Origin of the sequence: Vreelandella nanhaiensis, assembly GCF_003990185.1 — a bacterium.
Classification (GTDB): domain Bacteria; phylum Pseudomonadota; class Gammaproteobacteria; order Pseudomonadales; family Halomonadaceae; genus Vreelandella; species Vreelandella nanhaiensis.
The window spans coordinates 26,576-52,016 of sequence record NZ_RZHF01000025.1; the positions used below are offsets into that span (position 1 = coordinate 26,576).

Here is a 25,441-nt window from a genome sequence, read left to right on the forward strand (position 1 = left end):
TTGTCTCCTCGCGGCCTTACAGGCTGCGTTCGACTTTGACTTGATCAAATACTTCGATCTTGTCGCCGACCTGAACGTCGTTGTAGTTCTTCACGCCAATACCACACTCCATGCCATTACGTACTTCTTGTACGTCGTCCTTGAAGCGGCGCAGCGATTCGAGCTCACCTTCGTAGATGACCACGTTGTCACGCAGTACGCGGATGCGCTTGCTGCGCGATACGGTGCCTTCAACGACCATACAGCCAGCCACTGCACCAATCTTCGGCGCACGGAACACGTCGCGTACTTCAGCCACACCCACGATTTCTTCTTTCCACTCGGGGGCGAGCATACCGCTCATCGCCAGCTTGACCTCATCGATCAAGTGATAGATGACGCTGTAGTAACGCAGATCCAGGCCTTCGCGCTCGATAATCTCACGGGCAGCCGCGTCGGCACGGACGTTAAAGCCGACCACGATCGCTTCAGAGGCAAGCGCCAAGTTGGCGTCGGTACCAGTGATACCACCCACACCGGAAGAAACCACCGCCACTTCTACTTCACTCGTGGAGAGTTCTTCCAGCGCGCCTTTGATCGCTTCCAGCGAGCCTTGTACGTCCGCTTTCAGAACAATATTAACCTTGGCCACTTCGTCCTGGCCCATCTGGCTAAACATGTTCTCAAGCTTGGCTTTCTGCTGACGTGCCAGGCGTACTTCACGGTACTTGCCTTGACGGAAGTTGGCCACTTCGCGGGCTTTCTTCTCATCGGCCACGACCATAAAGTCATCACCGGCGTCCGGCGTGCCGTCCAGGCCCTGAATTTCCACCGGCATAGCCGGGCCAACACTCTCAACCTGTTGGCCAAGTTCGTTGGTCAGCGCTCGTACACGGCCGTAATGCAGGCCAGCCAGTACGATATCGCCTTTTTTCAGGGTGCCGTTTTGAACCAGTACAGTGGCTACCGGACCGCGGCCTCGATCAAGACGTGACTCGACGACAACGCCTTTACCCGGGGCAGACGGTACTGCTTTAAGCTCAAGCACTTCAGACACCAACTGGATAGCTTCCAGCAGCTCTTCAATGCCTTCACCGGTCTTGGCAGATACGTGAACAAACTGAGTGTCGCCACCCCAATCTTCAGAAATCACGCCATGCTGCGAGAGTTCGTTACGAATGCGGTCAAAGTCTGCGCCCGTCTTGTCAATCTTGTTCACCGCTACGACCATGGGTACTTCGGCCGCTTTGGAGTGCTCGATCGCTTCAACGGTCTGCGGCATGACGCCGTCGTCGGCCGCCACTACCAGGATAACCACGTCCGTCGCCTTGGCACCACGGGCACGCATGGCGGTAAACGCGGCGTGACCCGGCGTATCCAGGAAGGTAACACCACCATGGTCATCTTCGACGTGGTAGGCACCGATATGCTGGGTAATACCACCCGCTTCACCGGTCGCCACCTTGGCACGACGAATATAATCCAAAAGCGAGGTCTTACCATGGTCAACGTGACCCATGACGGTCACAACTGGTGAACGGGTGATCTCTTCGCCTTCGTAGGAGATGCCTTCGAGCATTTCCGTTTCCAGCGCGTCATCCTTCACCAGCTTGACCCGGTGTCCCATCTCTTCCACCACGATCGCAGCGGTATCCTGATCGATGGTCTGGTTGATGGTCACGGCCGCGCCCATGTTGAACATGGCCTTGATCACTTCGTTGGCCTTGATCGACATCTTGTCGGCAAGCTCGGCCACGCTAATCGACTCAGGGATCGACACTTCACGTACGATCGGCTGGGTCGGCTTCTGGAAGCCATGCTTGCCGTTGCCGCTCTGGCTCGGGCCACGACGGCCGCCACGACGTTCGGCACGTTTTACTTTCTTCGCGCCACCGCCACGCTTACGCTCTTCGCGGTCGCCGCGGTCATCATCGTCATCACGACCTTTCTTCTTCGCGGCAGCCTTCTTGGGCGGCGCGGTACGACGGTCAGTACGGCCCTCTTTCGGCGGCGCTGGCGGCATGTCTTCAGACGGTGCTTCGTCGTTGCTAATTTCAAGCTCGGGCACTTCAATTTTAGGCGCCGCCTTAGGCTCAGCGGCAGCTTTGGCTTCGGCCTCTTTACGCGCTGCCTCTTCAGCTGCCCTGGCCTTTGCAGCCGCGGCTTTTTCTTCAGCTTCACGCGCATCGCGAGCCTTACGCTCGGCTTCAGCTTCTGCCATATCGCCCACTAGCTGGCGCGGGCCAGAATGCTTGGGCTCGGCGGCTTTCGGCTTGTTCTCTTCGGCGCTTTTAACGTACGTTTTTTTCTTACGTACCTGCACTTCGATCGTTTTGCCACGCTCGCCAGTCTTGATGCGGCTGCGTGTCTTGCGCGTCAGCGTAATGCGGTTCTTGGCTGGATCGCTTTCAGCACCGCCATGGCTTTTCTTCAAAAAGCTGAGCAATTTCTGCTTGTCTTCTTCAGACACGGCATCGCCTTCCGAGGCATGCTTCAAACCCGCTTCTTTCATCTGTTCCAATAGGCGGGGCACATCACGGCCCACCTTTACTGCAAAATCTTTAACTGTCATATCTGACATAATGATCCTCCTCAGCCCGTGACCTGTTTACTGTGTGTTCGAATCCGATGCGTCATCTTCTTCGAACCAGGGCGCACGGGCAGTCATGATCAGTGCCGCTGCGCGCGCTTCGTCCAACTCCTCGATATCGACCAGATCGTCGACAGACTGTTCGGCGAGATCTTCCATAGTGACAATGCCGCGACTGGCCAGAATGAAGGCCAGATGGCGCTCCATGCCGTCCATTTCCAGCAAATCAGCCGCTGGCTGGGCACCGTCTAACGCTTCTTCCGAGGCAATGGCCATCGTCAGCAGCTCGTCTTTGGCACGTGCACGCAGCTCTTCAACCAGTTCTTCATCGAACTCTTCGATTTCGAGCATCTCTTCCAGCGGCACGTAGGCTACTTCTTCAAGCGTGGTAAACCCTTCTTCCACCAACAGGCGAGCGACATCATCGTCCACACCCAGATGCTGAACGAAGGAGTCCACCAGGCTATCAATTTCCTGCTCGCGCTTGGATTCAGCTTCCTCTTCGGTCATGACGTTAATACGCCATCCGGTGAGCTCTGAAGCCAGGCGGACGTTCTGGCCGCTACGGCCAATCGCCTGAGCCAGGTTATCCTGAGCCACGGCAACGTCCATCGCGTGGGCGTCTTCGTCAACTAGGATAGACCCAACATCGGCAGGTGCCATGGCGTTAATCACCAACTGAGCGGGGTTGTCGTCCCACAGCACGATATCCACACGCTCATTTTGCAGCTCGGATGAGACTGCCTGAACACGTGAGCCGCGCATCCCCACACATGCCCCTACCGGGTCGATGCGGCGATCGTTGGTTTTGACCGCAATCTTGGCTCGCGAGCCCGGGTCGCGGGCAGCGCCCTTGATTTCAATTAGTTGTTCAGCAATCTCAGGCACTTCAATTTTAAACAGCTCAATAATCAGCGCCGGATTGGTACGCGACAGCTGGAGCTGGGCGCCACGAGCGTCCGGGTCGACTTTAACCAGCAGTGCGCGAACCCGCTCATTCATGCGGTAGCGCTCACCGTGAATCATCTCATTGCGCGGCAGGAACGCTTCGGCATTCTCGCCCAGGTCAATGATCAATCCGTCGCGGGTAGTCTTTTTAACGATACCGGCCACCAGCTCGCCTTCACGGTCGGCGTACTGGCGGACCACTTCGGCACGCTCGGCTTCACGTACTTTCTGTACGATGACCTGTTTGGCTGTTTGCGCCGCAATACGTCCAAACATCGCGTTTTCGATCTGTTTTTCGACAACGTCGCCAAGTTTCAAAGGCGGGTCGCGCTGCTCGGCGATGCTTTCCTTGATTTCGTAGTCTGGCGTTTCGAACTCGTCATCTTCCACCACGGTCCAGTAGCGGAAGGTATCGTATTCCCCCGTGCGACGGTCAATATGTACGCGCACGTTGGCTTCTTCATTTTCAAAACGCTTGCGTGACGCGCTTGCAAGAGCGGCTTCTACCGCCTCAAAGATGACATCCCGGGGAACGCCTTTCTCATTAGAGATCGCGTCAACGACCATTAAAATTTCTTTACTCATGCGTTTGCCTCGCCAGAAAACCTGTCCTTTTGTGCATCACCCCGGCAGCCTGCCGGCAGCGCCGCCACCCGGTTAATCGTCGAACTGCGGTACGATGTGCGCTGAATCAATGCTTTCAATGGGAAAGCAGTACTCCTCGCCATCCATTTGTAGCAGTACTTCGTCGCCCTCGATACCTGCCAAAAGCCCTTGGTACTTACGCCGGCCGTCAAATGCAACGCGTAACTTAAGCGCGACCTGATGGCCTTGGTAACGGGTGAATTGGTCCAGGGTATACAAGGGGCGTGCCATACCGGGCGAAGAGACTTCCAAGCGGTATTCGCCAGGAATAGGGTCTTCCACGTCCATCACGGCACTGACTTGGCGGCTAATGTCAGCGCAGTCTTCCACGCTGACACCACTTTCGCGCTCAATATAAATTACCAGCCGCGATTGCTTGCCCTGGGAAAGATGGTCGATACCCCACAGTTCAAAGCCCATGGCGGCTACGACAGGTTCAATTAGCGCATGAAGCGCCGCGTGTTTTGTGGCCACAGACAAAGCTCCTACAGCCGTTGCATCAGGCACCTGGCCGGGAGTCATAAGAAAAGCTAGGTGGCTGATTGGCGTTACCCGGAAATGTGTCTCCGGCAACTCGGACGATATCCGCTCTGAGACACTCTTGTTAACAAAAAGCTTGCTAACAAAAAGCCCCTTCACAGGAAGGGGCTTTTCGTAAGAAACCTGTAATACCATCTTAGCAACACAGCGCAGGCTTCACCTACTTGACGATTTACCCTTATCGACATTTCATCATGATCTGTCAGGCTAGTCGTCCATCTAACGTGTTACCAGAAAATGGTAGCGGGGACCGGATTTGAACCGATGACCTTCGGGTTATGAGCCCGACGAGCTACCAGACTGCTCCACCCCGCATCAATCTAGGTCGACGATAATAGACACTTGAACCACTTACGTCAAGTTATCTTTTTCGCTTCAGGTGCCAAACCTGGTTTTCTCTGACAAGCTGGCGAGCCAGCAAAACAGATGGTGCCGAAGGCGGGACTTGAACCCGCACGACCATACGGTCACTACCCCCTCAAGATAGCGTGTCTACCAATTCCACCACTTCGGCATCAGGGGAGGCTAAAGAAAGCGATATCAAACAATTACTCGCTGCTTTCCTCTAGCACTGGCGCGGTATTATCCACACTTACCGGCCCGTCGTCAAGCGTTGGAACATTTTGCTGCTGTTCGATCAGGCGCGCATCAGGAATACCCGCTTCCGGCGCCTGCCCCGCTTGGGTGGCAAAGTATGCCAACGCCATAGAGGTAACAAAAAAGCCTGCCGCCAGAATACCAGTAGTGCGCGACAAGAAGTTGCCGCTGCCGCGCGAGCCAAATACCGTTTGTGAAGCACCGCCTCCGAAAGAGGCACCCGCATCAGCACCTTTACCCTGCTGGAGCAGGATCAATACCACCAGGGCGATCGCAATCACCACATGGACCATAAGAATTGCAACTTGCATGGCGTTATCCTGCTGACTGACAAATGGCGTAGAAATCGTCGGTTTTGAGCGAAGCACCACCCACCAAACCGCCGTCGATATCCGGCTGGGCAAGTAGCTCAGCCGCATTTTTTGCATTCATACTGCCGCCGTAGAGCAGCGTGAGCTGCTCGGCAAGCGCCGTATTGAACCCTGCCTGATAGGCCCGAATACCGGCCATTACTTCCTGCGCCTGCTCAGGCGTTGCCGTGCGCCCTGTACCGATGGCCCATACAGGTTCATAGGCAATCACTACCTGCTGACGCTGCTCCGGGTCCAGACGGGCCATAGCGTAGCCAACCTGACGCAACACCACGTCCATGGTCTGGCCGGCGTCTCGTTCGGCAAGTGACTCACCAACGCAGAGAATTGGCTTAAGCCCCACATTAAGGGCGGCCAGCAAGCGGTCAAACACCTGCTCGTCACTTTCACGGTATAGCTCGCGGCGCTCGGAATGACCTACCAATACGTAGGCTACCTCGAGCTCTTTGAGCATACGGCCACTGACTTCTCCGGTATGCGCCCCTGAGTCGATCGGATTGAGCGTCTGCGCACCTAGCTGAAGCGGCGTATTGCGAAACGCCTGACGAGCCGCATCTAGATAGGGAAAGGGCGGAATCACTACAACATCCACAGCCTCGGGCAGCGTTACATCAGCAAACGCACTGCTAAAGTCGTTAATCAGTGCCGTGGAGCCGTTCATTTTCCAGTTACCGGCAATCAATCGCGTACGCATCAGCTCTCCTCACTCAAGGTGGAGCGAAATGGTATAGGAGCGGCCCTGCCAAGACAACCGCTGACAAGCACAGTCGTGTTATTCGAGCAAGGCCTGAACACGCTCAGCCAGCTCATTAGCCAGCTGGCCAACGTTCAAATGCTCTGCCCCTTCCACCATAACCCGAATCAGGGGTTCGGTACCTGAAGGACGCAATAGCACTCGCCCCTGGTCGCCCAACTTCTCCTCAAGCATGGCCACGGCTTCTTCCAGCGCGCTTGAAGCCATGACATCGCTCGCCTTGGTGCCTGCAGGCAAGCGCACGTTAACCAACGCCTGAGGGGTCTTTTCAAGACCCTGGAGCAAAAGGGGCAGGGATTTCTGCTCACGCATCATCAGCGCCAATACCTGCAGGGCGGCGACAATCCCGTCACCGGTGGTTTGCACATGGCTGCAAACGATATGACCTGAGGCCTCGCCACCCAACTCCCAACCGTTCTCGGCCATCATCTCCATGACAAAGCGGTCTCCCACCTTGGCACGCTTGAAAGGAATACCTAGTTTTTCAAGCGCCACAGCAAGGCCGAAGTTGCTCATCAGGGTACCCACTACGCCACCTTCCAGCAGGCCGCGCTCAAAGCGGTCGCGGGCGATGAGATACAGAATATCGTCGCCATCTACCTCGCGGCCGTCGCCATCCACTAGCAAGACGCGATCACCGTCACCGTCAAATGCAATTCCCAGGTCAGCGCCCTGATGGATCACCGATGCACGCAGGGATGCCGGGTGAGTCGAGCCGACATGGTGGTTGATATTCAGGCCATCGGGGGAGGCACCAATCACACTGACCTCCGCCCCCAGCTCACGGAAAACGCTCGGCGCAATATGGTAGGTTGCGCCATGTGCGCAATCCAACACGACCTTCAAGCCATGCAGGCTCAAGCGATCCGGCAATGTCGATTTACAAAACTCTATATAGCGCCCGGCCGCATCGTCAATGCGTGCGGCTTTGCCGAGCTGCGCCGCCTCGGCGGTGGTAAGCGGTGCATCCAGCATCGCTTCGATACGGTTTTCCATCTCATCAGGAAGCTTCTTGCCTTCTGACGAGAAAAACTTGATGCCGTTATCGTCAAACGGATTGTGCGAGGCCGAAATCACGATCCCTGCATCAGCCCGAAAGGTGCGGGTCAGATAGGCGATCCCCGGCGTCGGCATGGGGCCGAGAAGCGAAACATCGACACCTGCCGCTGACAGTCCAGCTTCAAGCGCTGACTCAAACATATAGCCTGAAATACGCGTATCCTTACCGATCAACACCCGCGTCCGGCCCTTTTCGCGCCGCAACACTTGACCGGCAGCCCAACCAAGCTTAAGCATGAAATCGGCGGTTATAGGTGACTGCCCGACCGTTCCGCGAATACCGTCGGTACCAAAATAGCGTCGTGTCATAACTGACTTTCCTCATTCAAAGGCATTTCACAACCCTCCTGCAGTACCGCCCATGCCATATTGACAGCATCCACCGTTGGCCCCACATCGTGAACACGCAGGATTCTGGCGCCACGTTCAACGGCCATGGCAGAGAGCGCAAGCCCCCCCGCCAGACGTTCTTCAACCGGCCTTCCCAGCACCTTGCCAATCATGCTTTTGCGCGACATTCCGACAAGCAGCGGTAGCTCAAGAGACTGCAACGAATCCATATATTTCAGCAGGCGCAAGTTATGCTCAACGGTTTTGCCAAACCCAAACCCCGGGTCCAGCACCAGGCGACTACGTCGCAGCCCTGCCGCCTCACACTCCGCCACCCGCCGCGCCAGATAATCCACCACGGCTTTTTCTACCGGCTGATCATAAGCAGGCGAATGCTGCATATCCTGCGGCTCACCCTGACGATGCATCAAACATACCGGCAAGCCACTACCAATCGCCGCCATCAGGGCACCCTCGCGCTCCAAGGCACGCACATCGTTCAGCATTCCTGCCCCTAACGCACCGGCCTCACGCATCACCAAAGGACTACTGGTATCCACTGACACCAGCGCATCCAATTCACGCACCAGCGCTTCCACGACGGGCGCCACGCGATCGAGTTCTTCCTGCTCACCCAGCGGGACGGCGCCAGGACGCGTGGACTCTCCCCCCACATCGATGATGGCAGCACCTTCAGCCAGCATGCGCTCAGCATGACGCAACGCATCGTCCGGAGCGACATGACGGCCGCCATCAGAAAACGAGTCAGGAGTAACGTTCAGAATACCCATTACCCGAGGAAAGGAGAGATCCAGCAGATGGCGCCCGCAGCGCATGTTCACATTATCATTCATTGCTTGGGACTTAGGAGGGTCGATGATTGATTTCATGCTGACGCCTATAAAAAAGAAGCAGCGTTATTTAATCTCAGCATAGGATAACAAAAAGGCGCCCCACGATGGGGCGCCTTAATGAACCGCAAAAGCGCTTATTGTCCAGCTGGGCCACCCAGCGGGTTAGAAGGACGGCGACGTGGACCATCATCGTCCTCTTCCTCGCCTTCATCGCCAGCGTTATCTCCTGATGGCGACGTTGAGTCGCTCTGCGCCTTGGGCTTGTCGTCGCTGACGCGCATACCGCCACCCGAGGAGTCACCATCGTTCCAGCCTTCCGGCGGACGCGGCTCGCGGCCTTCCATGATATCTTTCAGCTGATTGGCATCGATAGTTTCGTACTTCATCAACGCTTCAGTCATGGCGTCCAGCTTGTCACGATTATCGTGCAGGATCTGACGCGCCTGCTCATAGCACTCATCGATGATCTTGCGTACTTCCTTATCCAGACGCGTAGTGGTATCGCCCGACTTCAGCTTGCTACCACCTTGGCCCGGGCCACCGAGGAACTGATGCGACTCATCCTCGTCGTACATGATCGGCCCCATCTCATCAGACAGACCCCACTTCGCGACCATGTTATGGGCAAGCTCGGTAGCCCGCTTGATATCATTGGAGGCGCCCGTGGTTACACCATTTGGCCCCAGGGTCATCTCTTCAGCAATACGCCCGCCGAATAACGAGCAGATCTGGCTGAGAATCTGCTGACGCGACAGACTGTAACGGTCTTCCTCAGGCAGGAACATCGTCACCCCCAGCGCACGGCCGCGCGGAATGATAGTGACCTTGTAGACCGGATCATGCTCTGGCATTACCAGGCCGATAATCGCGTGGCCAGATTCGTGATATGCCGTATTGAGTTTCTCTTTATCGGTCATGACCATGGACTTGCGCTCGGCGCCCATCATGATCTTGTCCTTGGCAAGCTCAAGCTCTTCCATACCTACCAAGCGCTTGTTACGGCGCGCGGCAAACAGAGCTGCCTCATTGACCAGGTTGGCAAGATCTGCCCCAGAGAAGCCCGGCGTACCGCGTGCAATGACCGAGGGCTTGACGTCTTCAGCCAGCGGCACCTTGCGCAGGTGAACACCCAGAATATGCTCACGACCCCGGATATCCGGCAGGCCTACAGTAACCTGACGGTCAAAACGGCCAGGCCGCAGCAATGCAGGGTCGAGTACATCAGGGCGGTTAGTCGCAGCAATCACGATAATGCCTTCGTTGGCTTCGAAGCCATCCATCTCGACCAGCAGCTGGTTCAATGTCTGCTCGCGCTCGTCGTTACCACCGCCCATACCCGCGCCGCGTGAACGGCCTACCGCGTCAATCTCGTCGATAAAGATGATGCAGGGTGCCTGCTTCTTGGCCTGCTCGAACATGTCGCGCACACGAGACGCACCGACACCCACGAACATTTCAACGAAGTCAGAGCCTGAAATCGAGAAGAACGGCACCTTCGCTTCGCCAGCAATGGATTTCGCCAGCAGCGTTTTACCGGTTCCCGGCGGGCCCACCATGAGAACGCCGCGGGGGATAGTGCCGCCCAGACGCTGGAACTTGGTAGGCTCACGCAGGAAGTCGACCAGCTCTTCCACTTCTTCCTTGGCTTCATCACAACCGGCTACGTCGGCAAAGGTGGTCTTGATCTGATCTTGAGAAAGCAGCTTGGCCTTGGACTTGCCAAAGCTCATGGGGCCGCCTTTACCGCCCCCTGCGCCGCCCTGCATCTGGCGCATGAAGAACATGAAGATGGCCAGGATCAAGAGAATCGGGAAACTTGCAATCAGCAGGCGCGTCCAGATGCTTTGCTGCTCTGGCTCTTTACCTACGACCGTCACGTTATTGCTTAGCAGGTCATCCATCAGTTTGGGGTCTTCAGCCGCCGGGCGAATGGTCTGGAACTGCGAACCATCCGTGCGCTCACCCCGAATGGTATAACCATCAATGGTGACACTACGGACCTGCTGATTTTGCACCTGCTGCACAAACTGGGAGTAGTTCGTGTTTTGCGGAGCGCTTTCCGTACTAAAATTGTTGAACACTGTCAGTAGCACAGCCGCAATGACCAGCCACAGAATCAGGTTCTTCGCCATATCGTTCAAGGGGCTACCCTCATTACAAGAATCCGTCAGTTAACCGCCGATACTTCGATTTTAAAGCCATACGATCTTCAAGCTATATGACCTTAAATCCATACCAGACGTTCAACCCTTGCCAAAGCACCGTTGGCTTTGGGCCATCTGTATCACACTTATCTCATACGCATAATGTGACACACCTTGCGCCTGCCTGTCTGGCAATCGCGATGATAAATCTTTGCTATGCACGTTTTCATGTCCGTTTTGATAGTTTAGCCGCGAAACCCCTCTGCTAGAAAGTAAACTTCCCGAGAACGTGCTCGCGAGGCATCCGGCTTACGTGTGACAACACGGTCAAAACTGCCGCGCAGCTCTTTAAGGTAGGTATCAAACCCCTCCCCCTGAAACACTTTGGCTAAAAACCGCCCGCCGGGCGGCAGCGTTTCACGGGCAAGCTCAAGGGCGAGCTCAACCAGATACATAGCCTGGGGTTGGTCAATAGCTGCCATACCACTCATATTGGGGGCCATATCGGACATCACAAGGTCTACCGGCCGATTTCCCAGGCGCTCAAGAATCGCATTCAGCACCGACTCTTCGGTAAAATCGCCCTGGATAAAGTCCACACCTGCAAGCGCATCCATCTCCAGTATGTCTGAGGCTATCACCACACCGCCAGGCCCCACCTTCTCTGCGGCAATTTGACTCCACCCGCCCGGCGCTGCTCCCAAATCGATCACCGTCATGCCCGGACGAAACAGCTTATCCTTCTCGTCCAGCTCCAGCAGTTTATAGCTTGCACGGGAACGATAGCCGTCCTGCCAGCTCTGTTTTACATACTGGTCGTCAAAATGTTCCTTCTTCCAGTTATTGCTGGTCTTGCTGACGGAATGTTTACGGCTTGGAGGCTTTTGCTGCATATGAGAATCTAACACTGGAATAAGAGATGAGCGCGTTAACGCGATAGCTTTCACTCGGTGGCATTTCACCGTAAGATGGAACGTTAAGCGCTAACCGGGATACCGCAAGATACCATGAGCTTGTCACAGGCACAAAAGAAAGCATTTCGTAGCATTGGCCACCATCTGAACCCGGTGGTCACCGTTTCTGAAAACGGCGTCTCCGAAAATCTGCTCGCAGAACTCAACCGCGCGCTCAACGATCACGAGCTCATCAAGGTGAAACTTGCCCTGCCTGAGCGTGACGATCGAGCAACCATGCTCAACGAGCTTATCGCCGACAGCCGCGCCGAAGTGGTTCAAACCATTGGCAAGATGGCGCTGCTTTATCGCCGAAATCCTAAAGCCAATTCGAAGCTCTCTAACGTTTCACGCTTCGAGGATCATCACGGCCGTCATTAAAGCCGCTGACTGATCAATAAAAAGCCCGCGATTCGGTTGTTATAAACCTGAGACGCGGGCTTTTTTTATGGGCGCCCTAACCAGCCGGGCGCCACCTTGCATCTATACCAGCACGTGCCTAGAGATATTCGACGCTTTCAATTTCATATTCTACGTCGCCCCCTGGGGTTTTCACCACGGCAACATCACCCTCTTCCTTGCCAATCAGCGCGCGCGCAATGGGCGAGCTAACCGAGATGCGGCCAGACTTAATATCCGCCTCATCCTCGCCCACAATGCGGTAGGTTACGCTGGCATCGGTATCCAGGTTAAGCAGCGATACCGTGACACCAAAGATCACCTTGCCGGTTTTAGGCAGCTTAGTGACATCAATGACCTGGGCAACGGACAGCTTGCTTTCAATCTCCTGAATACGGCCTTCAATAAACCCTTGCTGCTCGCGAGCGGCATGGTACTCGGCGTTCTCCTTGAGATCACCGTGCTCGCGCGCTTCAGCGATAGCAGCAATCACCTGAGGGCGAGCTGTGCCCTTTAGATGCTCAAGCTCTTCGCGAAGACTCTTTTCGCCTGCAACGGTCATCGGGACCTTGTTCATTGACTTGCTCCTGCATGCAGATCCTGAAGGCGCCGCACCGTAATTTCCCTACCGTACTCAAGTGCCATACAAACGGCATTAGCGCCCGCCAAGGTGGTTGCATAAGGCACCTTGCGAGCAAGAGCAGTACGGCGAATGATCGAAGAGTCGTTAATCGCCTGACGACCTTCGGTGGTGTTCACAATGTAGGCAATTTCGTCGTTCTTCAACAGATCGACGATATGGGGGCGGCCTTCGTAGACTTTATTGACGCGCTCCACCGCCAGGCCAGCCGCTTCCAGCGCTGCTGCCGTGCCGTGTGTTGCACATAGCGTGAACCCCAATGTTAGCAGAGAACGACCCACTTCGATAATCCCCTCCTTATCCGGCTCGCGTACGGAAAGGAAGGCCTTGCGCTCGCCTTCAAGCGCCGGAATCGCCTCACCCGCCCCTAGCTGCGCCTTGAAAAATGCCTCGGCAAAGGTGTCGCCGGAGCCCATCACTTCACCGGTCGACTTCATTTCCGGAGAAAGAATCGGGTCAACACCCTGGAACTTGTTGAACGGGAAGACCGCTTCTTTCACGCTGTAGAAGTGCGGAATGATTTCGCGCTCAAAGCCCTGCTCGGCAAGTGTAGTACCCGCCATGCAGCGTGCGGCAATCTGGGCAAGCGAAGTGCCGATACACTTGGAGACAAACGGCACGGTGCGCGAAGCGCGCGGGTTAACCTCGATGACGTAGATTTCGCCATCCTGCCAGGCCAGCTGCACGTTCATCAGTCCTTTGACACCCAGCTCGACGGCCATCCGTTTGACCTGATCGCGCATTTCGTCCTGCACGTCGGCCGGCAGCGAGTATGGCGGCAGTGCACAGGCAGAGTCACCGGAGTGAACGCCCGCCTGCTCGACGTGCTGCATGATACCGCCGATAACTACCTGCTGGCCGTCAGAAACCGCATCAATATCCACTTCTACCGCCGCGCTCAGGAAGTGGTCCAGCAGCACCGGCGAATCGTTGGAAACCTTGACCGCATTGGTCATGTAGTTCTCAAGTTCGGAGGCATCGTAGACGATCTCCATGGCCCGGCCACCCAGTACGTAGCTCGGGCGCACCACCAGCGGGTAACCAATTTTTTCCGCCTTGGCGAAGGCTTCATCAAAGCTGCGCGCGGTAGCATTGGGCGGCTGCTTCAGGCCGAGCTTGTCGATCATCACCTGGAAGCGCTCGCGGTCTTCGGCGCGGTCGATGGCATCCGGTGTAGTACCAATAATCGGTACGCCAGCGGCTTCAAGCTCACGGGCCAGTTTTAGCGGCGTCTGGCCACCGAACTGAACAATTACGCCTACCGGCTTCTCTTTATCGGCAATTTCGAGCACGTCTTCAAGTGTCACCGGCTCGAAGTAGAGACGATCAGACGTGTCGTAATCGGTTGAGACGGTTTCCGGGTTGCAGTTGACCATGATGGTTTCATAGCCATCGTCGCGCATGGCGAACGCCGCATGTACGCAGCAGTAGTCAAACTCGATACCCTGGCCGATACGATTGGGGCCACCGCCTAGCACCATGATTTTCTGGCGATCAGAAACATCCGCTTCGCACTCTTCCTCATAGGTGGAGTACATGTAGGCGGTATCAGAGGCGAACTCGGCGGCACAGGTGTCTACACGCTTATAGACCGGGCGAATCCCCGCGGCCTGACGAGTTTGACGGAATTCTTTTTCGCTGACATTGAGCAGCTTCGCCAGACGCGCATCGCCAAACCCCTTACGCTTGAGCTGGTACAACTCGCGCGTGGAGAAATCTTTGAGCGCGCGCTTGGCCACGGCCGCTTCAGTCAGCACCAGATCTTCCATCTGCACCAGGAACCAACGGTCGATATTGGTCAGCGCGAAAATTTCATCAACACTCATGCCAGCGCGCATGGCATCAGCCACATAAAAGATGCGCTCGGCACCCGCGGCCTGAAGCTCGCCCTTGATCTGGGCCATGGCCTCGTCGGTAAAGTCGGTGATGATCGGATCGAGGCCGTCGTTGCCGGTTTCCAGGCCGCGCAGCGCTTTCTGCAGTGATTCCTGGAAGGTACGACCGATAGCCATGACCTCACCCACCGACTTCATCTGAGTGGTCAGGCGATCATTGGCTTGCGGAAATTTCTCGAACGTGAAGCGCGGAATCTTGGTAACTACGTAGTCGATAGACGGCTCGAACGATGCCGGAGTACGCCCACCGGTAATATCGTTTTGCAGCTCGTCCAGCGTGTAGCCTACCGCGAGCTTGGCGGCAATCTTGGCGATCGGGAAACCGGTGGCCTTGGAGGCCAGCGCGGATGAGCGCGATACCCGCGGGTTCATCTCGATCACGACCAGGCGGCCGGTTTTCGGGTCCATACCAAACTGGACGTTGGAGCCGCCGGTTTCTACGCCAATCTCGCGCAGTACCGCGAGGCTAGCGTCACGCATGATCTGGTACTCTTTGTCCGTCAGCGTTTGCGCCGGGGCCACGGTGATCGAGTCACCGGTATGCACGCCCATCGGGTCAAAGTTTTCGATCGCGCAGACGATGATGCAGTTGTCGTTCTTGTCGCGAACAACCTCCATCTCGTACTCTTTCCAGCCAAGCAAAGACTCGTCGATGAGAAGCTCGTGGTTGTTGGAAAGCTCGAAACCGCGCGTACAAATCTCTTCGAACTCTTCTTTGTTGTACGCCACACCGCCGCCAGAGCCGCCCATGGTGTAGGAAGGCCGGATGATGGTCGGAAAGCCAAGTTCTGCCTGGATTTCCCATGCCTCATCCATGGTGTGCGCGACTTTTGCCTTCGGGCACTCCAAACCAATGCGCTTCATGGCCTGGTCGAACAGATCGCGGTCTTCCGCCATGTTGATGGCATCGGCGTTGGCCCCAATCATCTCCACGCCGTGCTTTTCCAGCACACCATGCTTTTCAAGATCCAGCGCGCAGTTGAGCGCGGTCTGGCCACCCATCGTGGGCAGAATGGCATCCGGGCGCTCGGCTTCGATGATTTTCTCAACAGCCTGCCAGGTAATCGGCTCGATATAAGTCGCATCGGCCATCGCCGGGTCGGTCATGATGGTCGCCGGGTTGGAATTGACCAAAATAACGCGGTAACCCTCCTCACGCAGCGCTTTACACGCCTGGGCGCCAGAGTAGTCGAATTCGCAGGCCTGGCCGATGACGATCGGGCCAGCACCAATGATCAAAATACTGTTTAAGTCGGTACGCTTAGGCATAACGGTTCCCACAAAAAATGGTGACGATGAGCGACAAAAGACGACGATACGGTGATGACTAGAGCAACGACTTAGCGGCGCGCCCGCATCATCTCAACGAAGCGGTCGAACAGCGGCGCCACATCACGCGGGCCAGGGCTCGCCTCGGGGTGCCCCTGAAAACTGAACGCTGGCCGATCAGTGCGCTCAATACCTTGCAACGTACCGTCGAACAACGAGCGGTGCGTGGCGCGCAGATTGGCAGGCAGAGTCGCTTCATCCGCTGCAAAGCCGTGGTTCTGACTGGTGATCATAACTGTGCCGGTATCCAGGTCCTGCACCGGGTGGTTGGCACCGTGGTGACCATGGCTCATCTTGACGGTCTTGGCACCCGAGGCGAGCGCCAGCAGCTGGTGACCCAGGCAGATACCGAACACAGGAGTATCGGTTTCGAGCACTTCTTGGATGGCCTTGATGGCGTAGTCGCAGGGTTCGGGGTCACCCGGGCCGTTGGCCAGAAAAATGCCGTCCGGGTTCATTGCCAGCACGTCCGCCGCGGGCGTTTGTGCCGGCACCACCGTCAGGCGGCAGCCGCGTGCTGCCAGCATACGCAGAATATTGAATTTCACCCCGTAGTCATAAGCCACCACGTGATAGGGGCGCTCGCCCTGGGTGGTATCGGCATAGCCTTCGCCCAGCGTCCACTCACCTTCCGACCACTCATAGGTTTCCTTACAGGAAACTTCTTTAGCCAGATCCATGCCCTTCAGACCAGGGAAAGCCTTGGCAGCCGCCAACGCGCGCTCTACCGCGTCATCACCCTCAGCTTCTGCACCGGCCAGAATTGCACCGTTCTGCGCACCCTTGTCGCGCAGAATGCGCGTCAGGCGGCGTGTATCGATATCCGCAATACCCAGCACATTCTGGCTTTTCAAATAGTCAGACAGGCTCTGCTCAGACCGGAAGCTGCTGGCCATTAGCGGCAGGTCACGAATCACCAGGCCGGCCGCCGCGATAGAGGCAGATTCGACGTCCTCGGTGTTAATGCCGGTATTGCCAATATGGGGATAGGTAAGGGTAACGATTTGGCGGGAATAAGAGAGGTCAGTGAGAATTTCTTGATAGCCAGTCATGGCCGTATTGAACACCACCTCACCGCTTGTTACTCCCTCCGCGCCAATGGCTATTCCATGAAACACACTGCCATCTTCCAGGGCCAATATTGCGGGTTTGCTCAATGCGGGGTTATTCAAGTCAAGGTCCTCCCATGCTGGTGGGAGCCTGTGGGCGCAGGCTCAGCAATCCTGGTTGAAAGCCCCCGTAGGGCGCCATCACCAGAATCGAGATTAATTTTTTTGAAGCTAGTTTTTTGAAACCTAGTTTTTGAAATCAGGTTCCTAAAACCAAGTTGCTAAAACTTCCGTATCAAACGCTCGAGATTTCTCATCAAACGTTCAAAATTCGGGTCGTAAAAAAGCGGGACGAAGCCGATAGAGAAAAAATCGGTTTCATCCCGCTTGTTGTTCTATGCGCATCAGGTCTATGCGTCTCAGCTCTATATCTCGCAGCCTTATGTGCCACAGGCAATACAGACGCTGTAACTAGCCTGGGCAGGCAGTGGGCTGACCAACGCAACAAGCGCGCCGCCTGCCATCCATGAGCCACCCGGCCAAAATTTATGGAATGTTACAGGATTTGTTCGCCTTCGGCTAGCCTTTTATTCCACATTAGGTATCGAGATTAGCGTTGGTTGGCTACTCATTCAGCGCCAGCACATCCTGCATGTCATAGCGACCGTTTTCCTGGTCAGCCACCCAGCGCGCCGCACGAACCGCACCCTTGGCAAACGTCATGCGACTGGAAGCCTTGTGGGTAATTTCAATGCGCTCGCCTTCTGTAGCGAACATTACCGTATGCTCACCCACAATATCGCCTGCACGTACGGTAGCAAAGCCGATCTCTTTATCGGTACGCGGCCCGCACTGGCCTACCCGCTCAAATACACCGTGCTCTTTTAATGTACGCCCGAGGCTGTCAGCGACGACTTCGCCCATCTTGATGGCGGTACCGGAAGGCGCATCTACCTTGTGGCGATGATGCGACTCGATAATTTCGATATCATAGCCTTCATCACCCAACGCTTTGGCGGCGGTTTCCAATAGTTTAAGCGTGAGGTTCACCCCAACGCTCATATTGGGCGCAAACACCATGGCCACCTTGCCACGGTAGGCATCCAGCTGAGCAAGCTCGTCGTCGCTCATACCGGTCGTACCAATCACGATACGCTTGCCGTGCTCGGCGCAAAACGCCAGGTTGGCGAGCGTGACCTGGGGGGCGGTAAAGTCGATCAGCACATCAAAATCGTCAACGATGGCTGAAAGAGAATCCACCGCCTTGACGCCGCGCTTGCCAACGCCTGCCAGCTCACCAATATCGGCACCTGCCAGCGAGCTGCCCGGTTCAACAATGCCACCGGCGAGGGTGGCGCCAGTATCCTGTTCAACAGCGCTTACTAGCGTACGGCCCATACGGCCAGCCACGCCCACAATGGCAACTCGGGTCATGCGAACTCCTGCGTGCAGTGCGCGCTGCAAGTAGTCCTACAACGCACGGACAAATCGAACGATTCAAGATAGCCGCCGATTATAACAGACACGCCGAAGGATTCAGCGCCCGTCTAAAGAAAGCCTGCTTCTTGCAAAGCTATTCTTACAAACCCATCTTGCGAACTTAGTTTTCCCAGACCACTACCAGCTCTTCATCCTTGGCCATCCGTACCAGATGGTTCTCAACCACGCCTTCCAATTGATCGAGATGCTCTTCTTCCAGCGTTTCGATAGACACCGACAGCTTGTCAGCTTCTGCATGCAGCAGGCAGGTGCCCTTTTCCGGGAACACGATCTTGGCATCTTGCGCGTTGTACTCCACTTCCAGCTTATGCGCCCAGTGCTTGCAAAGCCGGTTGATGATGCGCTCGCCTGAAGCGGTAGTGATTTCGGCACGGGATAAAGGCATGCGTAATTCTCCACAAAATAGGGGACGGCCATTAGCTTATGGGTCTATGTCCAAGGCTGCCAATCACTTAATTCAACAATAGTGCAACAGGGTGTTCGCCACCTTAAATATTGTGGTGTAGCAGGCGCTATCTCGACAGCTCTGGTGGTTTCCCTGATAATGGTCCGCCATGCGAATGCGAATTATATACAAAGACATCCTGGATACCGTTTGTCTGCTGCAGTGTACTGATATTAGGCCATGGATAGTGGCTAGCGGTTACCCACTCTTGAGCAAGTAATGAGCAGGCCTATGAATTCTTATATCTTAAAAACCCTAACAAGCGCCGCCGCTGCCCTGAGCTGCACTATTGCAGCAGCCAATGAGATCACGGTCACCGACGTCACCGGCCGCCAAGTCACGCTGGGCGCTCCCGCCGAGCGGGTGATTCTGGGTGAGGGCCGACAAATCTATCTGCTGGGGCTGCTCGAACCCGAAGCGCCTTTCACCCATGTAGTGGGCTGGCGCGAAGACTTCTCCCAGGCCGACCCGGACAACTACGCCCGCTACGCCGAGCGCTTTCCTGAAATAGCCGATATTCCCACCTTCGGCGGCTTCAAGGACGGCACCTTCGACGTTGAGCAGGCCGCCTCGCTCGAACCGGATGTGGTATTCATGAACCTTGAGGCCAAGGCGGCTACCGAAGACGCGGCTTATGATGCCAAGCTTGCCCAGTTGGGCATTCCGATTGTTTATGTCGATTTTCGCGAAGATCCAATAGCGCACACTATTCCCTCCATGCGTATCATGGGCCAGATAATGGGCGATGAAGCAGCGGCCGAGGAGTTTATCGCGTTTGCTGAAGCACAGATGGCCCGCGTGACCGATGTAATTGCCGAAGCCGACCCTGAGCGCCCCAGTGTGTTTATCGACCGGGCAGGCGGCTACTCCGACGAGTGCTGCATGAGCTTTGGGCCGGGCAACTTTGGCGAGTACGTGACACTTGCGGGTGGCACCAACATCGCCGATGGCATCATTCCCGGCAGCTTCGGCACACTGAACCCCGAACAGATCATTGCCGCCAACCCTGAGCACGTGGTGGTGACTGGCGGCAATTGGGATGCTTACGTCCCCGGCGGCGCCTGGGTAGGCGTAGGACCCGGCTCTGACATGCAGGCAGCACGCGCCAAGCTTGAAGCGCTGACCTCCCGCACTGCCATGACCGGCATTCAGGCGGTGGAAGAGGGCAATTTCCACGCCATCTGGCATCAGTTCTATAACAGCCCTTACTACTTTGTGGCCATTCAGCAGCTAGCCAAATGGCTGCATCCGGCGCTTTTCGAAGACCTGGACCCGGAAGCCACCATGCAAGAACTTCACGAACGCTTCCTGCCCATCGACTACGAGCCAGGCTACTGGGTATCGCTCAATGATGACTGAAACGACTGTGGCGGCGCCTCTCTCTCAGGGGCGTGCCTTCTACCGCACCCAGGTCTTTCGCCGCCAGATGATACTGCTGGCATTGGTCGTAGCACTCTTTTTCAGCCTCTGCGTGGACTTGGCCCTTGGCCCTGCTCGCTACAGCCTAAATGAAGTGATCGCCGCCCTGCTGACACCAGACAGCGTCAGCCAGCAGGCACGGGTGATTTTGTGGGAGATCCGCATGCCGGTAGCGCTAATGGCGCTAGTGGTAGGGGCGAGTTTGTCAGTCGCCGGGGCGCAGATGCAGACCATTCTGAGCAACCCGCTGGCCAGCCCCTTTACGCTGGGAATTTCTGCAGGCGCAAGTTTCGGTGCCGCGCTCGGGCTTGCCTTTGGCGTGGCGATCATCCCCGCCGCCATCGAGTTTGTTGTGCCCCTTAACGCCTTCATCATGGCCATGTTCACCGCGTTTCTGATCCATGCGTTGAGCCTCAGGCGCGGCGTCACGGTGGAAACCATCGTCCTGCTCGGCATTGCCATGGTGTTCATCTTCAACTCGCTGATGGCGCTGATTCAGTTTTTCGCAAGCCAAGAGGCCGTCTCGGCGGTGGTGTTCTGGACCATGGGCAGCCTGACCAAGGCCACCTGGCCCAAGTTCTGGATTGCGCTGGGCATTCTCGCTGCCGTCATGCCCCTGCTTGCCCGTCACGGCTGGGCGCTGACCGCCATGCGCCTGGGTGATGCCAAGGCGGAAAGCATGGGCGTCAAGCCCCGCGCGCTACGCCTGGAGGTACTGATACTGGTTTCCCTTCTGGCCGCCGTGGCGGTAGCTTTCGTGGGCACTATCGGCTTTATCGGCTTGGTGGGACCGCACATTGCACGCATTCTGCTAGGTGAAGACCAGCGTTTCTTCCTGCCGGGTTCGGCGCTGTGCGGCGCGCTGATCCTTTCCGTGGGATCGGTGATCTCCAAGATCATCATTCCAGGCACCATCATCCCCATCGGCATCATCACTTCTCTGGTGGGCATTCCCTTCTTTCTGTTTCTCGTGCTCAACCACAAGAAGGCCTCATGGTAACCCTACAGCTAACCCGTGTTTCAGCGCGCTACGGGCGCCGTGCCATTCTGGAAGACATCACCACGCCCCGCTTCCAAGGCGGGCAGGTAGTGGCGCTACTGGGGCCTAACGCTGCTGGTAAATCGACGCTATTTAGACGCATTTTGGGCTTATTGAAAGGCGAAGGCGATGTCACCATCAGCAATACAAGCGCCGAGCGCCCCGTGGCCTATATGCCCCAGGACACAGGCGCCAAAGCGGTATTGACGGTATATGAATCAGTGCTTTTAGCGCGCATGCAAGGACGCAGCCTTAAAGTGCAGCCGGAGGATCTCGCCCAGGTAGATCGGGCCCTTGAGGAGCTCAACATCGCCTCGCTTGGTGAGCGCGACATTGGCGACTTGAGCGGCGGGCAGCGCCAGCTGGTCAGTGCAGCCCAGGCGCTGGTGCAGGAGCCCGAGATTCTGATGCTGGATGAGCCTACCTCGGCGTTGGACTTAAATCGCCAAATCAACCTGTTGACGGTCTTACGCCGCCTGGCCGACGAGCGCCAGATGCTGATTCTGGTAGCGCTTCATGACCTTGGCCACGCGCTGCGCTTTACCGATGCCTCAATGGTGCTGGAAAACGGCCGCCTGATTGCCTGCGGCCCGACCGAAGAAGTGATTACCCCCGATCTTCTGCGCCAAGTATATAAAGTGGCGGCGCGTATCGAGCCGTGCTCGAAAGGCCGCCCTCAGCTTATCGTTGAAGAGGCCGTTTAAACCGCCGCCCTTCCAGGGCGGCCAGCCCCACCCCACTCAACATCAGCGGTAGCGCCAGCACAAAACCACTAGAAACTGGCAGGCCAAACAGCAGCCAGTCGGCCAGCACCGGCCATACCAGCGCGATGTACTCAAAGGGCGCCAGGCGGGACGCTTCGGCGTAGCGCAGTGCCAGCGTCATTGCGATATGCGCTGCCCCACCAAATAGGCCTGAGAGCACCAATAACCCGAACTCAGCCGGAGTAAGCGTTGCCCAACCCCAAGGCAGTGTTGCCAGCCCCGCTAGTGCAGATACCAAGATAAAATAAAAGGCGATAGAAGCAGCGGTTTCGGTTCTGGAAATACGCCTGACGGTAAGCAGCGCCCCAGCAGTGAGCAGCGCGCTCAAGGCTCCTAGCAAGTATCCGGTCATCTGCCCACCGCCGGACCTTGGGTCAAGCCCTGGCAACACCAGTACGGCCATACCGGCAAGTGCCAGCGCAACGGCTCCCGCCCGATAAAACGAGAACCGCTCGCCCAGCAGCAGCACGCCCCCCACTACCATAAATACCGGCGTTAGCTGGGCCAATAGCGTGGCCTCGGCCACCGGCAGCAGCGCCACGGCGGCAAAGGATGCAAACATGGCCGCTGCCCCCAAACCTGAGCGCAACGCATGCCCCAGCGGGCGCCGAGTGGCCAGCCCCCCCGGAAACTCTCGACGAACCATCAGAAAAACCATAATCGGCAGAAGCGCAAACAGCGAGCGAAAAAACACCGACTGCCCCACCGGCACTGCATCGCTCACGGCCTTGATGCATACCAGCATGCCGGTAAACAGCACCCCAGACAGAATTCGCAGCCCAATACCCAGTCCAGGACGATCTTCTACACCCGTCATCGTTGATTACTTTCCTTATGTATTTAAGTTGGTCCGCCCAAAATTGTGACCAGCGGCAACGCCATCTTATTGCAGGTTCGCGTTTACTGACCAAATTGCTGAATTAACAACTGTGCTATTGTGCTCGCTAATTTTCCCGAGTCGTCAGGAGAAAAGTCTGTGGTTGAGTCACTTGACTGCCTGAAAAAGCTAAGAGTGGGGCATCGCCAAGGCCAGCCGGCACCCAACAAGCCTTGCTTACTGATAGCCATCATCTGCGACATTCAAAGCAGCTATATCAGCTCACCAGTGGTAGAGATCAATGATCGATTGATCGCACGCTATTACGATATCTACGAAGTTGCGACCAACCAACGTTCATCCGCTAATCCCCATCTTCCACTTTGGCATTTAAAAAGTGACAAAGGGCCCTCAAGCGCCTTGTGGTCACCTGACTTTAAAAATGAATTCGGCCAATTCGCAGGTCAACTTGGTCAACCCAAATCACTCAAAAGCTTGAGAGCGCGCTTCGATTCGGCCAGATTTAATAGCGAACTATTCAACACCTTTCAGTACCAGCAAAATGCTCGAGCAGCATGCGACATTTTGATCACTTACTACTTCGCCTCAAACCTACAGGCGCAGCAGCGCTTGCGCGCCTATATCGAAGGCGCTCTACAGAGCAGTGAATATGAGAAGCATCCAGAAAAGCTCGCCGGTAGTGTAACGGAAAACAGTCAGCGTTATGTCCGCTCCGCGGCTTTTCGCTCTCTTGTACTAGAAGCTTATGACTACCGGTGTACCGCCACGCGATTACGTCATATTACGCCTGACTATCGTTACTTGGTCGAAGCAGCGCACATTATCCCTTTTTCAGAAAGCCAAGATGATCGTCCTACCAACGGCTTGGCACTCACCCCAAACTTACATTGGGCGATGGATAATAACTTGATTGCCCCAGGGCCAGACCTTAAATGGCATGTTAGCCCTCGCATTGATCGCTTGGTTACAGATAATCACTGGCTATGTAGTCTTGATGGGCAATCGCTGGTAGCTCCACGCAAGCCTCACTTCAGGCCTGACCCGGATGCTTTGACCTTGAGGTTAAAGCGACTTCATCGCTGAGTATTAGTCAAAAAATAAAGCCCCAGCATTAAGCAATGCTGGGGCTTTATTGACTACTAAGACGCAATGCTTCTTACGGCTTCATCTCTTCAAAGAACTTCTTCACGCTGTCGAAAAAGCCGGTTTTCTTGGGTGAATGACTATGGCTATTGCTGCCTTCCAGGCTTTCCTGGAATTTACGCAGCAAATCGCGTTGCTCGTCGCCCAGGTTGACCGGGGTTTCGATGACGACCTTGCAGAGCAGGTCGCCCGGCGCGCCGCCGCGGACCGGCTTCACACCTTTGCCGCGCAGGCGGAAGAGCCTGCCGGTCTGGGTTTCCGGCGGAATCTTAAGCTTCACGCGGCCATCAAGCGTGGGCACTTCAAGCTCACCACCGAGTGCGGCATCGACGAAGTTGATCGGCACGTCGCAGTGCAGGTTCTTGCCGTCGCGCTGGAAGATATGGTGCGCCTTGATCGCTACCTGAACGTACAGGTCGCCCGCCGGGCCACCGTTAACGCCGCTTTCACCTTCGCCGTTAAGGCGAATGCGATCGCCGGTATCCACACCGGGCGGAATCTTCACCGATAGCGTGCGGGTTTCGCGCACACGGCCTTCGCCGTTACATTTATGGCACGGCACCTTGATGTGCTGACCATTGCCGTGGCAGGTCGGACAGGTTTGCTGCACGGCAAAGAAGCCCTGCTGCATGCGCACCTGGCCGTGGCCATGACACGTGGGGCAGGTCTCTTTAGTAGAGCCTGGCTCGGCGCCATCGCCTTCGCAGCGGTCGCAGTTGATATGACGCGGTACACGGATATCCACCGTGGTGCCCGCCACTGCGCTTTCCAGATCAAGTTCTAGGTTGTAGCGCAGGTCAGAGCCGCGCGCCGGTGCGTTGGGACCGCGCCGACGGCCACCGCCGCCGCCACCGAAAATATCGCCAAACACATCGCCGAAGATGTCGCTAAAGTCGCCAGCGCCACCCCCACCAAAACCGCCGCCGCCAAAGCCGCCGCCCTGGCCATCCACACCGGCATGACCAAACTGGTCATATGCCGCGCGCTTTTCGCCATCGCTTAGAACTTCGTAGGCCTCTGACACTTCGCGGAATTTTTCCGCCGAGGTGTTATCGTCCGGGTTTCGATCAGGGTGGAATTTTTGCGCCAGGCGGCGGTAGGCCTTTTTGATCTCTTTCTGATCGGCCCCTTTATCGACACCCAGGACTTCATAATAATCGCGTTTGGACATGGGTCCTACGCCTCCTGGTTAACTATGCACGTGATGACGATGCACA

Annotated in this window: 21 protein-coding genes and 2 tRNA genes; 5 read left to right on the plus strand and 18 right to left on the minus strand. The window is 56.3% G+C overall.

The features are described 5' to 3' along the window. Window positions 1–16: 16 nt before the first annotated feature. The 11 genes from infB to rlmE all read right to left on the minus strand — a co-directional run bounded on the left by infB (window position 17) and on the right by rlmE (window position 11,704). Complete coding sequence (infB, locus tag ELY38_RS15415) at window positions 17–2,560, minus strand: translation initiation factor IF-2 (RefSeq protein ID WP_127063119.1); 2,544 nt, start codon at window positions 2,558–2,560, stop codon at window positions 17–19. Window positions 2,561–2,587: 27 nt separating this feature from the next. Beyond that, entirely contained in the window at window positions 2,588–4,102 is a 1,515-nt protein-coding gene (nusA, locus tag ELY38_RS15420) for a transcription termination factor NusA (RefSeq protein WP_127063120.1), read from the minus strand. 72 nt (window positions 4,103–4,174) lie between these two features. Continuing rightward, on the minus strand, window positions 4,175–4,636 hold the full coding sequence (gene rimP / locus ELY38_RS15425) for a ribosome maturation factor RimP (RefSeq protein ID WP_127063121.1): 462 nt from the start codon (window positions 4,634–4,636) through the stop codon (window positions 4,175–4,177). Between the two features lie 304 nt (window positions 4,637–4,940). Beyond that, window positions 4,941–5,017 (minus strand) — tRNA-Met (locus ELY38_RS15430). Between the two features lie 112 nt (window positions 5,018–5,129). After that, window positions 5,130–5,216, minus strand: a tRNA-Leu gene (locus ELY38_RS15435). A gap of 34 nt (window positions 5,217–5,250) precedes the next feature. Continuing rightward, a complete protein-coding gene (secG, locus tag ELY38_RS15440; RefSeq protein WP_127063122.1) occupies window positions 5,251–5,610 on the minus strand; it encodes a preprotein translocase subunit SecG in 360 nt (119 codons plus the stop codon). A 4-nt stretch (window positions 5,611–5,614) separates the two neighbouring features. Continuing rightward, window positions 5,615–6,364 carry a triose-phosphate isomerase gene (gene tpiA / locus ELY38_RS15445; RefSeq protein WP_127063123.1) on the minus strand — a complete coding sequence of 250 codons (750 nt, stop codon included), beginning with the start codon at window positions 6,362–6,364 and terminating at the stop codon, window positions 5,615–5,617. 78 nt (window positions 6,365–6,442) lie between these two features. Continuing rightward, entirely contained in the window at window positions 6,443–7,792 is a 1,350-nt protein-coding gene (glmM, locus tag ELY38_RS15450; RefSeq protein WP_127063124.1) for a phosphoglucosamine mutase, read from the minus strand. Next, window positions 7,789–8,703 (minus strand): dihydropteroate synthase, encoded by a 915-nt coding sequence (folP, locus tag ELY38_RS15455; protein ID WP_246009161.1) that lies wholly within the window; start codon window positions 8,701–8,703, stop codon window positions 7,789–7,791. The genes glmM and folP overlap by 4 nt, the downstream gene beginning before the upstream one ends. A gap of 98 nt (window positions 8,704–8,801) precedes the next feature. Next, window positions 8,802–10,808 carry an ATP-dependent zinc metalloprotease FtsH gene (ftsH, locus tag ELY38_RS15460; protein ID WP_127063125.1) on the minus strand — a complete coding sequence of 669 codons (2,007 nt, stop codon included), beginning with the start codon at window positions 10,806–10,808 and terminating at the stop codon, window positions 8,802–8,804. 248 nt (window positions 10,809–11,056) lie between these two features. Next, window positions 11,057–11,704, minus strand: coding sequence for a 23S rRNA (uridine(2552)-2'-O)-methyltransferase RlmE (gene rlmE / locus ELY38_RS15465; protein ID WP_127063126.1), 648 nt, complete (start codon window positions 11,702–11,704; stop codon window positions 11,057–11,059). A 114-nt stretch (window positions 11,705–11,818) separates the two neighbouring features. On the opposite strand from rlmE, the gene yhbY reads away from it, so the two are divergent. Then, window positions 11,819–12,145, plus strand: a complete 327-nt coding sequence (gene yhbY, locus ELY38_RS15470) for a ribosome assembly RNA-binding protein YhbY (RefSeq protein ID WP_127063127.1) — start codon at window positions 11,819–11,821, stop codon at window positions 12,143–12,145. Between the two features lie 118 nt (window positions 12,146–12,263). Here the strand turns inward: yhbY and greA are convergent, their stop codons facing one another. The 5 genes from greA to ELY38_RS15495 all read right to left on the minus strand — a co-directional run bounded on the left by greA (window position 12,264) and on the right by ELY38_RS15495 (window position 18,961). Continuing rightward, the gene (greA, locus tag ELY38_RS15475) at window positions 12,264–12,740 is read right to left on the minus strand and encodes a transcription elongation factor GreA (RefSeq protein ID WP_127063128.1); all 477 of its coding nucleotides are present in this window, start codon (window positions 12,738–12,740) and stop codon (window positions 12,264–12,266) included. Next, window positions 12,737–15,967: a carbamoyl-phosphate synthase large subunit gene (gene carB, locus ELY38_RS15480; protein ID WP_127063129.1), complete on the minus strand. Its 3,231-nt coding sequence runs from the start codon at window positions 15,965–15,967 to the stop codon at window positions 12,737–12,739. The genes greA and carB overlap by 4 nt, the downstream gene beginning before the upstream one ends. A gap of 71 nt (window positions 15,968–16,038) precedes the next feature. Continuing rightward, window positions 16,039–17,184 carry a glutamine-hydrolyzing carbamoyl-phosphate synthase small subunit gene (carA, locus tag ELY38_RS15485; protein ID WP_185859005.1) on the minus strand — a complete coding sequence of 382 codons (1,146 nt, stop codon included), beginning with the start codon at window positions 17,182–17,184 and terminating at the stop codon, window positions 16,039–16,041. A gap of 516 nt (window positions 17,185–17,700) precedes the next feature. Further along, the gene (gene dapB / locus ELY38_RS15490) at window positions 17,701–18,510 is read right to left on the minus strand and encodes a 4-hydroxy-tetrahydrodipicolinate reductase (protein ID WP_127063131.1); all 810 of its coding nucleotides are present in this window, start codon (window positions 18,508–18,510) and stop codon (window positions 17,701–17,703) included. A 166-nt stretch (window positions 18,511–18,676) separates the two neighbouring features. Beyond that, entirely contained in the window at window positions 18,677–18,961 is a 285-nt protein-coding gene (locus tag ELY38_RS15495) for a DUF2218 domain-containing protein (RefSeq protein ID WP_127063132.1), read from the minus strand. A 291-nt stretch (window positions 18,962–19,252) separates the two neighbouring features. On the opposite strand from ELY38_RS15495, the gene ELY38_RS15500 reads away from it, so the two are divergent. Genes ELY38_RS15500 through ELY38_RS15510 form a run of 3 tightly spaced genes read left to right on the plus strand, consistent with a single transcriptional unit; the run spans window position 19,253 to window position 22,183 of the window. Further along, window positions 19,253–20,380 (plus strand): ABC transporter substrate-binding protein, encoded by a 1,128-nt coding sequence (locus tag ELY38_RS15500; RefSeq protein WP_127063133.1) that lies wholly within the window; start codon window positions 19,253–19,255, stop codon window positions 20,378–20,380. Next, window positions 20,373–21,440 carry a FecCD family ABC transporter permease gene (locus ELY38_RS15505; protein ID WP_127063317.1) on the plus strand — a complete coding sequence of 356 codons (1,068 nt, stop codon included), beginning with the start codon at window positions 20,373–20,375 and terminating at the stop codon, window positions 21,438–21,440. The genes ELY38_RS15500 and ELY38_RS15505 overlap by 8 nt, the downstream gene beginning before the upstream one ends. Continuing rightward, entirely contained in the window at window positions 21,434–22,183 is a 750-nt protein-coding gene (locus ELY38_RS15510) for an ABC transporter ATP-binding protein (protein WP_127063134.1), read from the plus strand. The genes ELY38_RS15505 and ELY38_RS15510 overlap by 7 nt, the downstream gene beginning before the upstream one ends. On the opposite strand, the gene ELY38_RS15515 is transcribed toward ELY38_RS15510, so the two are convergent. Further along, the gene (locus ELY38_RS15515) at window positions 22,161–23,060 is read right to left on the minus strand and encodes a DMT family transporter (RefSeq protein WP_127063135.1); all 900 of its coding nucleotides are present in this window, start codon (window positions 23,058–23,060) and stop codon (window positions 22,161–22,163) included. The genes ELY38_RS15510 and ELY38_RS15515 overlap by 23 nt on opposite strands. 159 nt (window positions 23,061–23,219) lie before the next feature. Between ELY38_RS15515 and ELY38_RS15520 the strand changes: the two genes are divergently transcribed. Continuing rightward, entirely contained in the window at window positions 23,220–24,164 is a 945-nt protein-coding gene (locus ELY38_RS15520; RefSeq protein ID WP_185859002.1) for an HNH endonuclease, read from the plus strand. Between the two features lie 73 nt (window positions 24,165–24,237). On the opposite strand, the gene dnaJ is transcribed toward ELY38_RS15520, so the two are convergent. Further along, window positions 24,238–25,395 (minus strand): molecular chaperone DnaJ, encoded by a 1,158-nt coding sequence (gene dnaJ, locus ELY38_RS15525; protein WP_127063137.1) that lies wholly within the window; start codon window positions 25,393–25,395, stop codon window positions 24,238–24,240. Window positions 25,396–25,441 lie beyond the last annotated feature (46 nt).

Coding starts and splice junctions, on each gene's coding strand:
- ELY38_RS15510 (WP_127063134.1), top strand. CDS start 21,434: ATGGTAACCCTACAGCTAACCCGTGTTTCAGCGCGCTACGGGCGCCGT.
- ELY38_RS15505 (WP_127063317.1), top strand. CDS start 20,373: ATGACTGAAACGACTGTGGCGGCGCCTCTCTCTCAGGGGCGTGCCTTC.
- nusA (WP_127063120.1), bottom strand. CDS start 4,102: ATGAGTAAAGAAATTTTAATGGTCGTTGACGCGATCTCTAATGAGAAA.
- ELY38_RS15500 (WP_127063133.1), top strand. CDS start 19,253: ATGAATTCTTATATCTTAAAAACCCTAACAAGCGCCGCCGCTGCCCTG.
- ELY38_RS15515 (WP_127063135.1), bottom strand. CDS start 23,060: ATGACGGGTGTAGAAGATCGTCCTGGACTGGGTATTGGGCTGCGAATT.
- yhbY (WP_127063127.1), top strand. CDS start 11,819: ATGAGCTTGTCACAGGCACAAAAGAAAGCATTTCGTAGCATTGGCCAC.
- greA (WP_127063128.1), bottom strand. CDS start 12,740: ATGAACAAGGTCCCGATGACCGTTGCAGGCGAAAAGAGTCTTCGCGAA.
- dnaJ (WP_127063137.1), bottom strand. CDS start 25,395: ATGTCCAAACGCGATTATTATGAAGTCCTGGGTGTCGATAAAGGGGCC.
- tpiA (WP_127063123.1), bottom strand. CDS start 6,364: ATGCGTACGCGATTGATTGCCGGTAACTGGAAAATGAACGGCTCCACG.
- folP (WP_246009161.1), bottom strand. CDS start 8,703: ATGAAATCAATCATCGACCCTCCTAAGTCCCAAGCAATGAATGATAAT.
- glmM (WP_127063124.1), bottom strand. CDS start 7,792: ATGACACGACGCTATTTTGGTACCGACGGTATTCGCGGAACGGTCGGG.
- rlmE (WP_127063126.1), bottom strand. CDS start 11,704: ATGCAGCAAAAGCCTCCAAGCCGTAAACATTCCGTCAGCAAGACCAGC.
- infB (WP_127063119.1), bottom strand. CDS start 2,560: ATGTCAGATATGACAGTTAAAGATTTTGCAGTAAAGGTGGGCCGTGAT.
- secG (WP_127063122.1), bottom strand. CDS start 5,610: ATGCAAGTTGCAATTCTTATGGTCCATGTGGTGATTGCGATCGCCCTG.
- ELY38_RS15495 (WP_127063132.1), bottom strand. CDS start 18,961: ATGCCTTTATCCCGTGCCGAAATCACTACCGCTTCAGGCGAGCGCATC.
- dapB (WP_127063131.1), bottom strand. CDS start 18,510: ATGACCCGAGTTGCCATTGTGGGCGTGGCTGGCCGTATGGGCCGTACG.
- carB (WP_127063129.1), bottom strand. CDS start 15,967: ATGCCTAAGCGTACCGACTTAAACAGTATTTTGATCATTGGTGCTGGC.